Below are 12166 nucleotides of genomic sequence, written 5' to 3' on the forward strand. Positions count from 1 at the left end.
GCGGGAGCGGAGCACGACGGCGCGAGGTCTGGCAGTCTGTCGGTGTGCCGCACTCGATCGAACCAGCCCGATTCCGGAAGCTCCGCGACATCACCCCCGTCACCCGGTTCGGTGTCGGCGGTACCGATCTGGGCATCGCGTGTCGCGTGGACGACGAAGTCCTCTACGTCTTCGGCGATACTTTCGAGGGACTGAGCGTCGGGGCCGGCGAGATGCGCTCCCCCGTCGGCCTCTTCGGCGACCAGAACGGCGTCGTGAGCCGCCCGGCAGGACCGGACCCGCGCCGCGCCCGAAAATTGCTCGACTATCCGCGCAGCACCGTCTCGCACACGACGATCCTGCCGACGACCTGCATCCGCGTCGACGGCGCGCTGTACCTGCACACCATGACGATGCAGAGCCTCGACACCGTCGTCCAGACCGGCCTGTGGCGCAGTGACGACGGTGCCGCGACCTGGCGGGAGGTGGCGCAGTACAACGCCGGGCACGCGGACGGCGCCTGGTGCATGTGGGCGCTGTGCCCCGCACCCGACGGCTACACCTACAACGTCTCCACGGGCGGCCTCACCCGCGACAAGGGGCTGCGGCTGCACCGCATGCCGACCGCGACCCTCGGCACCCTCCGGGACGGCATCAACGTCGAGTGGGAGACCTGGGGCTGGCAGCCGGACACGGGCTGGGCCTGGGGTAACCCGCCGACCGATCTGGCGCTGGGGCAGGGCTACGGCGAACTGAGCCTGTCGATCGTCGAGGGCACGTGGGTGCTGACGTACTTCGACGCGGCCGGGTACCGGATCGCCGCGCGCTTCGCCGACCGGATCGACGGGGAGTGGTCCGATGCCGTGACCCTGCTGCAGGGCTCGTCCTGGGAGGACGAGGATCACGCGGCGGGCCGGGTCGCCCAGCTCTACGGCGGCTACCTCGTCCCGGGGTCGACGATGGAGTCCGCGCGGCTGGTCGTCTCGCAGTGGAACACCGCCGTGGGCCACCCGTACAAGTCGATGATGTTCGAGGGCGCGCTCCAGCGCCCGTGACGCTTACCCCCCCGACGAGCCGGATCGTTGCGCGCACTGCAACCTGTGGATGCCCACGATCTACAGCCGCACCCACTGCCCTGTCGCCGAGGAGGGCTGAGCTTCAGGCGATGCCCGGGACCTCGGCCTCGGCGAAGGCGGCGAGAGCCGCGGTGACGATCTGCGCGACGTCATCGGTGACGTCGACGGTCACGCCGAACTCGTCGTCCCCCAGGGGTTCGAGGATGCTGAGCTGCGATTCGAGCATCCCGGCCTTCATGAAGTGTCCGGAGCGGCGCTGCATGCGCGCCCGCAGCAGCTCCTCGTCGCCGTTCAGGAAGACGAAGTAGACGCTGGCGCCCGCGGCGCGGATCCGGTCCCGGTACACCCGTTTGAGCGCCGAGCACGCCACCACGGTCGAGCGTCCAGCGATCATTTCCTCGCGCAGGTAAGCGCCGATCGCGGCGAGCCACGGCCACCGGTCCTCGTCGGTCAGCTGCTGTCCCGCGGCCATCGTGGCGCGGTTCGCCTCGCTGTGGAAGTCGTCGCCGTCGGCGAAGCTCCGGCCCAGGCGGGAGGCCAGTTCGGCTCCTATCGTCGACTTCCCCGAGCCGGAGACTCCCATGACGCAGATCTGGATCGTCGGCATCGGTCGAGTAGACCACGAGCGCTCGGACATGCGCGGCGCGAGCGCGCACCCCGCTACCGACGCTCCGGTCGGCGGACGTCGCATACTTGACGCGCACGAGGGAGGGAGACCGGATGCCGATGTCCGTCGCGGCCGCGTTCGCGATCGTCCTCCTCGTGGCGCTCGCCCTGCTCGCCGCCGAGACATGGGCCCGAGCCCGGGTGCGATCGGAAATCGTCCGCTCCGTCGCCGACCTTCTCGGCGCCGCACCGACGGTGGCCTTCGGGCCGCGCCTCGCCCTGGTCCCGCTGGCGCGCCACCGCCGGATACCGGCGCTGCACCTCGAAACCCGCCACGCCGCTAACGACCCGCGGGTCCTGGTACTCACCGCCGCCGCGACGGACGTAGTGCCCGGACGCGACGCCGTCACCGTCGGCTCCCTCACCGCCACCGCCGAGCTGCGGCTGTCCTGGATGCGGCACCTGGTGGAGTCTGCCCGCGAGAAGCCCGGCGACGCGGCGATCGTGGTCCGTACCCTCACGCTGCTCCCGCACCGCCGCTCTGTGGCGGTCACCGTGGGGCTGCCCGTCGCGTTCGGCCTCGGCGTCGACGTACGGGTGGTGGTGGCCGTGTCGCTACGGGACGGACGGATTGCGCTCCGCGCCACGGACCTGTCCATGCCGGTCAGCGTCGTGCCGGTGCCGATCCCGATCGCGTGGGCGATCAACTCGTGGATCACCGCCCTGCGGGCGCGGATCGTGCCGCCGGCCGTCGACGCGCTGACGATCACCGACCTCCGCTGGTCCGAGGATGCCGTCGTGGTCGACCTCACGGCGCACGAGGCGACGGTGCCGCTCGGGGGATGAGGGACAATCGTCCCCATGCCCGAACCCACCGACCCGATCTCCGCGGAAGACCTCGCCGCGTTCCACCGCGTGCTCGAGACCGCCGCGCGGCTCGACGACGGAGATCCGCAGTCCGTCGAGGTGCAGCGCGCCGTCGGGCACATGTTCAAGCTGCTCAAGCGCGAGCGCCGTAAGTCCGCCCGGGCGAAGGTCAAGGCCGCCGACCGCGACGTGCTCGAGCGCACCGCCACCGGCAACGCGGAGCGCATCGACGACGAGACGGCCGGGATCCTGCTGACCACCCCCACCGTCGGCGACAGCGCAGGAGAATTGCTGCGCCCCCAGAGCTGCTACATCTGCAAGCAGCCCTACACCCGGATCGACGCCTTCTACCACCAGCTCTGCCCCGAGTGCGCCGCCTTCAGCCACGCCAAGCGCGATGCGACGACCGACCTCACCGGCCGGCGCGCGCTGCTCACCGGCGGCCGCGCCAAGATCGGGATGTACATCGCCCTGCGGCTGCTGCGCGACGGCGCCGACCTGACGATCACCACCCGGTTCCCGACCGACGCCGCCCGCCGCTTCGCCGAGCTCGCCGACAGCGCCGAGTGGCTCGATCGCCTGCACATCGTGGGCATCGACCTGCGCGACCCGTCGCAAGTGAGCGCCATGGCCGACGCCGTCGCCGCCCGGGGGCCGCTGGACATCATCATCAACAATGCCGCGCAGACGGTGCGCCGCTCCCCCGGCGCGTACTCGGCGCTCGTCGACGCAGAGTCGGGCGACGTCCCGCCCGAGCTGGCGGGCCGGATCATCCGCTTCGGCCGCGCCAGCTCCGCGCATCCCGCCGCCCTCACCGAGGCCCTGGACGGGCACACCGGCGACGTCTCCGGCGACCTCTCGGCGCTCGACCCGGCCTCGCTCACCGCACTCGCTCTGCGGGGCGGCTCGTCGTCCGCCGCGCGGATCGAGGACGGCACCGCCATCGACGCCGGCGGCCTGCTCCCCGACCTCGTGCACACGAACTCCTGGGTGCAGACCGTCGAGGAGGTGCAGCCGCTCGAACTGCTCGAGGTGCAGCTGTGCAACTCCGTGGCGCCGTTCATCCTCATTTCGAAGCTCCGGCCCGCGCTGGCCGCCTCGCCCGCGCGCCGCAAGTACGTCGTGAACGTGTCCGCCATGGAGGGCCAGTTCGGCCGCGGCTACAAGGGCCCCGGCCACCCGCACACCAACATGGCGAAGGCGGCGCTGAACATGCTCACCCGCACCTCCAGCGCGGAGATGCTGGAGCAGGACGGCATCCTCATGACCGCCGTCGACACAGGATGGATCACCGACGAGCGGCCGCACCACACCAAGATGCGCCTGGCCGAGGAGGGCTTCCGTGCCCCGCTCGATCTGGTCGACGGTGCCGCCCGCGTCTATGATCCGATCGTCCAGGGTGAGAACGGGGTGGACCTGTACGGCTGCTTCCTCAAGGACTACCGGCCGTCGCCGTGGTGACGATCACCTGAAGTCGTAGTCGCTCAGGGGGAACCGGTCCTGGGTGCGCACCGCGTCGCGCACCGTCGTCGGGCGGAACAGCGGGGCCTCTCCGCGCCCGTTGATCCAGTAGGAGTTCGATGACACGCAGTCACCCAGGCGGAACACCGAGTCCTCCAGGAGCTCCTCCATCCGCGCCAGGAACCGGTTGTTCGCCGCCTCCGTGACCTCGAAGCTGCGCGCATCACGACGGCTCAGCTCCCCGAACAGACGGCGGATGTGCCGCATCTGGTACTCGACGGTGTTGAACCAGGAAAGTCCGACCCATGAGTACGGACTGGCCAGGGTGAGGAAGTTCGGGAATCCCGGCGCGCTGACACCCTCGTAGGCCTGGAAGCGGGTATCGCGCCACCACTTCCCGAGATCCTTGCCGTCCCTGCCGATCACCTCCAACGCGGGCAGATTCGTTTTCCACACGTCGAAGCCGGTCGCGAGGACGAGGGTGTCGATCGGACGGCGCACCCCGTCCGCGCTGACCACCGCGTCCGGCTCGATCCGGACGATGCCCGCGGTGTCGAGGTGCACGTGCTGCTGTCCCAACGCGCGGTAGTACCCGTTGGACACCGTCGGCCGCTTGCACCCGTAGTCGTAGGCCGGCGTGAGCGCGGAACGGAGCCCGCGGTCGCGCACGGAGAGGAAGCGGTGCACCCATGCCGCTTGTGCAGCTGTGGAATTGAGTCGACGGAACCAACGGTACCGCCACATCGCGACGACCATCAGGAACTCCATGAAGGAGTCCGTCGCGAACCGGATCGCCCGCTGTGTCCACGGATACCGGGCGAACAGGCGCCGCAGGCCGGCCGGGAAACGGACGTCCAGCTTGGGCATCACCCAGATCGGGGTGCGCTGGTACACCGTGAGCTCTGCGACGGCCCGAGCCAGTTCCGGGATGACCTGCACCGCGGTGGATCCCGTGCCGATCACGGCTGCGCGTTCACCCACGAACGAATGATTCGGATCCCAGCGTGCAGTGTGCACCACGGTTCCTTCGAAGGAATCAATCCCCGGGATGTCCGGCTTCGCCGGCTGTGACAGGAACCCGGTCGCGCACACCAGAAACCGGGTCTTCACGGACTCGCCGGCGGTGAAGGTCACCCGCCAGCAATTCTCGTCCTCGTCCCAGCGGGCCCCCGCGACCTCCGTGGAGAATCGCATGTGCCGGCGCACGTCATACTTCTCGGCGACGCGTTCCGCGTAGGCCTTGAGCTCAGGGCCCCGCGCGTACAGCCCCGACCAGTCGGGGTTCGGCTCGAACCAGTAGGAGAAGGTCGTGGACGGCACGTCCACCGTGAGCCCCGGATACCGGTTGACGTGCCATGTACCGCCGAGCCCGTCCTCCCGATCGACGATCAAGAGGTTCTCGTAGCCCAACTCCTTCAGCGCGACCGCAGCCCCGATGCCGCCGAATCCGGCTCCCACGATGACGATGTCGTACGTCTGCGACGATGCGCTGCTCACCTTGTCGCACCTCCCGGCACTCCCGCGGGGGTACTCTGCACAGCATGGAGCTGAGGTCTGCACGAGTTCTGATCACGGGAGCGAGCGGCGGGCTCGGGCCGGCGCTGGCCACCGCATTCGCTTCGCGCGGCGCCGATCTGGTGCTCAGCGGTCGCCGGGCCGACGCGCTGGAGCAGCTGGCATCGCGGGTCGGCGGCACGGTCGTGCCCGCGGATCTCAGCCACCCCGATGGCCCCGCGTCTCTGCTCGCCGCCGCCGGCCCGGTGGATGTCGTGATCGCCGGAGCCGGTCTGCCGGCTTCCGGTGTGGTGTGGGAGTACACGTCCGAAGAGATCGATCGTGCCATCGACGTCAATCTGAGGGCGCCGATCATGCTGGCGCGGTTGGCTTCCGATGCAATGCGCGAACGCGGCAGCGGCCATGTCGTGTTCCTCTCCTCGCTGGCGGGTCGGTCCGCCTCGGGCCGGATGGCGCTCTACAACGCCACCAAGTTCGGGCTCCGCGGTTTCGCTCTCGCGCTCCGGGAGGATCTCCGCCCCGACGGCGTCGGCGTCTCGTCGGTGCTTCCCGGACCCGTTCGCGATGCCGGTATGTTCGCGGACGCCGGCGTGCGCGTGCCGCGAATCACGACCCGCACCGCCGCCCAGGTCGCTCGGGCCACCGTCCGTGCAGTCGAGCGAAACCTGGGGGAGGTCGTGGTGGCGCCGTGGTCGATGCGCGCCGTCACGGCATTCGGCGCCGTCGCCCCCCATGCTTCAGCGGCCCTCGCCCGGTACACCGGCTCCGCGGCGATGATGACGGCGGTCAGTGAGGGACAACGCGGAAAGCGTTGAACTGCGGACTAGCTCGATGCAGCACCGTCCGCATCGTCACCGTCGGAGGCACCGTTGTCGACCGAGGTGGACGGCGAGGCATCCGATCCCGATCCGCTCGACGACGGGGTGGAACCCGCGGTGTTCGACGAGGATCCGGACGTGGCGGAGGGCTGCGAACCCGAATCGCTCGACCCGCTGGGCCCCGGGGTCGACTCGCCGCCGTCGGCTGCCTCACCGGAGCCGCCGGCGCCCGAACCCGAACCGGCGTCGGCCGTTCCGGCCGGCGAATCGCCGACCGATACCGGCGTCTGCGCGATGATCGGCGCGACGCTCGTCGACTCCGCCACCTCGGGCTGCGATGCATTCGGCGTGGACGGAGTCGCGGCCGGATCAGGGGCACGATGCTTACCCGAATACGACGGCGCGGGCGACGTGTCCGTGCCGGCGACCGTCGACTCGCTCGCGGCGCGGGACAGCTGGTAGCCGTCACCCTCGGACGAGTACTCCGGACCGTCGAACGCCGCGGCGCCGGCGGAGGTCCTCTGCGGCGCGCCGCCGGAGGCACCCGAGGACGGCAGGGTCACGGTCGACGTGATGCTGTCGATGAACGTGGTGAAATCCCCGGTGATCGCGTTGATCGTGCCACCGAGGTCGCCCGGTTCGGGGACGAGCGCGCCGAAGCCGCTGAAGACCTTCTCGAACGACCCCCACGCCTTCTCGAGGTCACTGTTGTCACCGGCGAGCAACCGCTGGTACGTGGCGTCGATGTCCTTCCAGAGGCGCGCCTGCCCCTCCGGGCTCCACAGCGAGAGCGCGTCGACATCGGGGGCGAGGGGCACCCCCTCCGGGCGTCCGACCCAGTTGTCATCGGTGAATTCCTGGCCGAAGTCCGTCACTGTGTACCAGTTTCCGAACAGCGGGATCCGCGACAGAGAACCCGGCGCACCCTTCACGCCCAGGGCCTGACAGGGCAGGCAGTACGTCCCTTCGACGACCGGGTTGAGCGAGTTGAAGGTCGCCGTGACGAGGCGCAGATACGCGTTGACCGCCTGCTCCAGGGACGGCACCGCCTTGAACCCCTCGGGATCCTTGGTCAGGCTCTCCCAGACGGCCTGCGGGACACCGAACAGGTTGATCCGCTGGGTGGAATTGGACCACGGCATCTCGATCGACGGGTCGACGGTGTTGAGCACGGTGCCGTAGGTGACACCCTGGATCAGCTTCCACGGCATCACCTTGAAGTAGGCGGTCCAGTAGGTCGGGTCCGCGCACGGGGCGGGCGCGCCGGTGCAACTCTCCGTCATCGGGAAGTTGGCCTGGAAGGTCACGTTGATCGGATCCGCAAGCGCCTGCGCGACCGCCGGGAACGGCACCAACAGCGCCATCAGTCCGTCGATCTTCGCGACGTCCGCCTGGTCGTACCCGAGCACATTGCCCGGCGTGTAGAGCCACCAATTGCCGCCGAGTTCCAAGGCATCCGAGGTCTTATCGACTCCAGCGATGTGCGACGCCGGAATGTTCGCCAGCCCCTGGATGATATTCGCCGGGATGTTGACCACCGATCCCGCCATGGCGACCTGCGCGGGTGCGGTAGCGGTGAGAACGCCGGTCGCAGCGGCTGTCGCCACGGCGAATGACGCGGCCGTAGCCCTGGTTGATCGCACGATAAGACCTCCGTGGTTTGGAATCGCAAACGCCCTTGGCGCGGACTATACCGTGGCTCGGCGGGATCCTCTAGCGTCTCGCGAAACCGACAATCCAGGTACCGGAAACCTCAGAAAGACGCGGGGATTCGCGCTGCCGGCGCGGACGCTCACGGTTCGGCCTGCACCCAGTACCTGCGCCCATACTGGTCAAGGTGAGTGACCTCGCCGACCGGGATGCGGCTCGATGGGCCGTAGCGTCCCTTCGGCCACCCCAGGGGAACGATGCACACGGGCGTCACGTCGATCGGAAGTCCCAGGATCCGCCGCGCCGCGCCGAGGTTCCACAGCGGCATGGTGATGAGCGAGGCTCCGAGGCCCATCGCGCGCGCGGCGAGCAACAGGTTCTGCACCCCCGGATAGATCGACCCCCAGTAGCCGCTCTCGGCGACGTGCGGCATGCGCACCATGGCAACGCGCCCCTCCTTCACGCCGAGCCGAAGGCAGGCGACCACCAACACCGGAATCTCGGTGAAGTGGTCGACCTGCCACTGCACCGCCTTGGCCATCCGCGCCTTCGCGTCGTCACGCGCCGCGACGCGTCGATAGACCGTGCGCCAGTACAGGCTCCACGCCTGGCGGTACCGCCTGCCGAGGGCCGCCTTGACACTGGGATCCCGGACCACCAGAAACTCCCACTGCTGCCCGTTCTGCCCGGTCGGTGCACGCTGAGCGAGCTCGATGCACTGCAGGACGAGTGCGTCGTCCACCGGATCGGGCAGCACACGCCGGATCGCTCGCTGGGTGGTCATCGCCTCCACCAACGGCATGTCCAGGCGGCCCAGCGCGGTCTCGGTAGACGGAATACGTTCAGACATGAGTACGGATCCATTCGTCGGTGAACCGCTGCAGATCGGGAATGTGGGTGCGCAGCGCACCCGCGACCACCCCTTCGATCGGGCCGCCGAGCACCGGAACACGGATCCGGACGTGGCCCTCCATCCGCAGCTCGGAGCCGCTCTCCGTCGGCCGGAGCGTGGCGCGCGAGGTGCCCTCCCCTGGTGCGCCGTGCACCCGGACATCGATCGTGCCGTCGGCACCGCCGTCCACCGGAACCCAGTGCTCCCGTGCGATCGCCCGCAGCTCCCGCGGGTACAACTTGGCCACCAGAGGGTGCATGGCCTCGCGCCGGACATCCTGCAGGGTTTCGACGGTGACTGCGCCACGGGGGTCCGTCTCCAAGGTCGTCAGTTCCAGACCCCCGCCGAAGCGCTCGAACCGGGCGAGCCAGTAGTCGGGAGATCCGAACGCGGACATCACCTGTCGTACGCCCGCCGGCGACGACACCGTCGCCTCGAACTTTCGCACCATGTCACCGGCCCTCGGTTGGGGCCGTGACCGCGAGCGACGCCGCGAATGCGCGCGCCGCCTCCAGGTGCTCCGGTTGCACGTTGGTCGGCGGAACCGTCATCCCGAGGTATCGCTCCCGCTGCTGCCCGGTCCCGAGATAACCGGTCAGCGCGATCATGGACGCGAGCTGATTGCCGGGGTAGGTCGCATGCATCTCGCCCGCGTACCGTCCGCCCTGCCACTCTCCGAGCCGACGGACCTCGTCCGCGTTGCCGCGCCACCTGTCCCGGCACGCGACGAACACCGCGAATCGCCGTCCGGCGAGGACGCGGCGCCCGTCGGGCGAGCTCAGGAACGACCGGACGGGGAGACTGGCGCGGCCCCACCACGTGGGAGACCCGATGCAGACGAGGTCGTACGGACCATCGAACGCCTCCGCGGAGACGGAGATCTCGCCGACCGCCCCGCGGGCTTGGGCCGGCAGCACGCTGAGCATGTCCGGCCACACCCGGCGGAGCGGGAAGCGCCCGAAACGCCCGGCGTAGCGCGGGTCGGTGAGTTCGATGCTCGCCCGCACCACCTCCCAGCCGCGCCCGGCGAGTTCGTCACCGGCGGTGTTCACCAGCAGAGCAGCCTGACCCGTGAAGCTGTACGAGAGGAGCAAGACCCGGAGCCGACGCTGGGGTTCCGGGCCGGATGGCACGGCACTCCCTCCCGCGTCCGGGACAGACTGTTGGATTTGTCGAATCCCGGCGAACCGAGGTGCATTGTCAACGGCCATGACGTACCTTCTCCCTATGACCGACAAGGCCACAGTCGACCTTAGCGGGGCAGCGCAGACCATGCTCACCACGCTCTATCTCAAAGCTCTCGACGCTGAGTTCGAGAGTCCTGTCCTGGGCGACAGATTCGCCTCCGATGCAGTATCTAACATCGAATACGACTGGGCCTCGCTCGGAGTGAGCGAACGCTGGGCGCCACTCGTCACGGTGCGGACCGCGTTGTTCGACCGGTGGGCGCGCGACTTCCTCGAGCAGCACCCGGACGCCACCGTCGTCCACCTCGGCTGCGGGCTCGACAGTCGCGTGTTCCGCCTGGCGCCGGGTCCGGAGGTGCGGTGGTTCGACGTCGACTTCCCCGGGGTCATCGACCTGCGCCGCCAGGTCTACCCTGCGCGCGACGGGTACCGGTTGTTGGCGAGCTCGGCGACGGATCCCTCGTGGCTGCAACAGATCCCGAATGATCGTCCCACTCTGCTGCTCGCCGAGGGCATCAGCATGTACCTCACGGAGAGCGAGGGACTCGACCTGCTTCGCGCAGTCGTGGACCACTTCTCCTCGGGCGAGATCCAGATCGACTTCTACAGCCGGCTGGCGATCCGCACGCAGCGGATGCACAAGCTCAACCGCACCACCGGATCCACGCTGTACTGGGGGGTGGAATCCCCCGCCGACGTGCTGGAGCGGGTCGCCGGCGTGCGACTGCTCGATCAGCGCACCTTCTTCGACGCGGAGACCTTCGACCGCAACTCCCGCTTGTTCTCCACTGTGGCAGGCGTCGGCCGTCTGGTGCCCGCCGTCCACCGTGCGCTTCAATACCACCGCTACGGTTTCGGTCCGTCCGACTGATCCCGTCCTCATCTGCCACCGGCGAGAGCGGAAAGGTGTTCGGCGATCGCATCGATCGCCGACCGAGCCACGGGGTCGTGGGTGTGGTACTCGATCTGCAACCGGCCGTCGAAGATCTTGCTGGTGTACATCTCGATTCCGGAAGCCACCTGGAAGTACAGTTCGCCGTGCACCGCGGTGAGTTCCACCCCCGGAGGGGTTCGCACCGGCGGGATGATCCCGTTGTCGGTCAGCATCACAACATCGGGCAGGCCCGGCGGGTTGCCGACGTACGCCGGCCGGAAGTGCAGCAGCGACTGCTGGATCACCCCGTCCGCGAGATCACTGCGGAAGGTATCCGCGATGTCGCGGCCGAGCTCCAACAGATTCGTGTCCGCGGTGATCTCGGCGAGGTAGGTGGCCACCCCGACAGGATTGGTGCACCCTGTGGCAGACACCGCCGGCGAGAGCACGTACCGCAGGTCGACCGGATAGACGTACGGGATCGGGACGGCGGTTGCGCCCCTGAGCCTCCACTCCGCGAGAAGAACAGCGGCCGCGACGATTCCATTGATGCTGACGCGGTTCTCTCGGGATAGCGTGAGCAGCCGGCGAGTGTCGTCGGCGCCGAGCGTGTGCTGCACCATCGGTACCCGGATCGGGCTGGCGGGTGGTTCCGCGGTGACCGCACGCCGCGACGGCGGTAGGTCGTAGGCGAACATCGCGGGGACGAACCGTTCCATGCCGGACCGGGGCAGGCGCGCGATTCCCCGTTCCGCGAGTACGTGCTCCAACGGTTCCGCGGCGGGTTGCGGTGGCCCCGGACGGATCTCACCGGTGGTCACCAGGTCGGTGTAGAAGCCGAAGAGCTCCTCGATCAGGGCGAACTGATGATGGCCGTCGGCGAGAGCGTGATGGACGTACAACGTGGCGGCGGATTCGTCGCCGTCGGTGACCAGGTGCAGGTGCACCAGCGCCTCACCCTGATCGAACCGGGGCTCCGCACCGACCGTGCCCGCGTCGGCCACGACGATACCCGGATGCAGGAGATCGTCCGCGACGATCCGGAACCCGCCGTCACCGTCCGGCTCGATGCGGGAGGCCAGAACCGGGTGCACCTCAAGGAGGGTCTCGAAGGCCTCGCTGAGGGCGTCGACGTCGACGGGTCCGCGCAGGCGGGCACCGAGCCCGACGAAGTTGTGGGTCTCGGCGAACATCGTCTCGCTCTCCGCCAGGGGGCGAAGGACCGAGGAATCGAACATCTC

The 12166-nt window shown here is 69.1% G+C and carries 12 protein-coding genes; 5 read left to right on the forward strand and 7 right to left on the reverse strand.

Going from position 1 to position 12166, the window contains the following annotated elements; translation table 11 throughout:
* The first annotated feature begins 44 nt into the window (after window positions 1-44).
* A complete protein-coding gene (locus FK529_RS07060; protein WP_146560280.1) occupies window positions 45-1034 on the forward strand; it encodes a DUF4185 domain-containing protein in 990 nt (329 codons plus the stop codon).
* 103 nt (window positions 1035-1137) lie between these two features.
* Here the strand turns inward: FK529_RS07060 and FK529_RS07065 are convergent, their stop codons facing one another.
* Entirely contained in the window at window positions 1138-1662 is a 525-nt protein-coding gene (locus FK529_RS07065; protein ID WP_146560281.1) for a gluconokinase, read from the reverse strand.
* Window positions 1663-1775: 113 nt separating this feature from the next.
* On the opposite strand from FK529_RS07065, the gene FK529_RS07070 reads away from it, so the two are divergent.
* Both FK529_RS07070 and FK529_RS07075 read left to right on the forward strand, forming a co-directional pair.
* Window positions 1776-2507, forward strand: a complete 732-nt coding sequence (locus FK529_RS07070; RefSeq protein WP_146560282.1) for a hypothetical protein — start codon at window positions 1776-1778, stop codon at window positions 2505-2507.
* Window positions 2508-2522: 15 nt separating this feature from the next.
* Complete coding sequence (locus tag FK529_RS07075) at window positions 2523-3989, forward strand: SDR family NAD(P)-dependent oxidoreductase (protein WP_146560283.1); 1467 nt, start codon at window positions 2523-2525, stop codon at window positions 3987-3989.
* 3 nt (window positions 3990-3992) lie between these two features.
* On the opposite strand, the gene FK529_RS07080 is transcribed toward FK529_RS07075, so the two are convergent.
* Window positions 3993-5486 carry a flavin-containing monooxygenase gene (locus FK529_RS07080; RefSeq protein ID WP_231702971.1) on the reverse strand — a complete coding sequence of 498 codons (1494 nt, stop codon included), beginning with the start codon at window positions 5484-5486 and terminating at the stop codon, window positions 3993-3995.
* 44 nt (window positions 5487-5530) lie between these two features.
* On the opposite strand from FK529_RS07080, the gene FK529_RS07085 reads away from it, so the two are divergent.
* On the forward strand, window positions 5531-6319 hold the full coding sequence (locus tag FK529_RS07085; RefSeq protein WP_146560284.1) for an SDR family NAD(P)-dependent oxidoreductase: 789 nt from the start codon (window positions 5531-5533) through the stop codon (window positions 6317-6319).
* Window positions 6320-6327: 8 nt separating this feature from the next.
* Here the strand turns inward: FK529_RS07085 and FK529_RS07090 are convergent, their stop codons facing one another.
* From FK529_RS07090 to FK529_RS07105, 4 genes are all read right to left on the reverse strand, one after another.
* A complete protein-coding gene (locus FK529_RS07090; RefSeq protein WP_146560285.1) occupies window positions 6328-7929 on the reverse strand; it encodes a hypothetical protein in 1602 nt (533 codons plus the stop codon).
* Between the two features lie 185 nt (window positions 7930-8114).
* Window positions 8115-8822, reverse strand: coding sequence for a nitroreductase family protein (locus FK529_RS07095; protein WP_146560286.1), 708 nt, complete (start codon window positions 8820-8822; stop codon window positions 8115-8117).
* The gene (locus FK529_RS07100; RefSeq protein WP_146560287.1) at window positions 8815-9315 is read right to left on the reverse strand and encodes a DUF2505 domain-containing protein; all 501 of its coding nucleotides are present in this window, start codon (window positions 9313-9315) and stop codon (window positions 8815-8817) included. Before FK529_RS07100 ends, FK529_RS07095 begins: the two co-directional genes overlap by 8 nt.
* A gap of 1 nt (window position 9316) precedes the next feature.
* Window positions 9317-9958 carry a flavodoxin family protein gene (locus FK529_RS07105; RefSeq protein ID WP_231702972.1) on the reverse strand — a complete coding sequence of 214 codons (642 nt, stop codon included), beginning with the start codon at window positions 9956-9958 and terminating at the stop codon, window positions 9317-9319.
* 133 nt (window positions 9959-10091) lie between these two features.
* Here FK529_RS07105 and FK529_RS07110 point away from each other — a divergent pair, with 133 nt between their 5' ends.
* Entirely contained in the window at window positions 10092-10922 is an 831-nt protein-coding gene (locus FK529_RS07110) for a class I SAM-dependent methyltransferase (protein ID WP_146560289.1), read from the forward strand.
* An 8-nt stretch (window positions 10923-10930) separates the two neighbouring features.
* On the opposite strand, the gene FK529_RS07115 is transcribed toward FK529_RS07110, so the two are convergent.
* Window positions 10931-12163 (reverse strand): phthiocerol/phthiodiolone dimycocerosyl transferase family protein, encoded by a 1233-nt coding sequence (locus tag FK529_RS07115; protein WP_146560290.1) that lies wholly within the window; start codon window positions 12161-12163, stop codon window positions 10931-10933.
* Between the last annotated feature and the right edge of the window lie 3 nt (window positions 12164-12166).

This window comes from Tsukamurella asaccharolytica (assembly GCF_007858435.1).
Taxonomy (GTDB): domain Bacteria; phylum Actinomycetota; class Actinomycetes; order Mycobacteriales; family Mycobacteriaceae; genus Tsukamurella; species Tsukamurella asaccharolytica.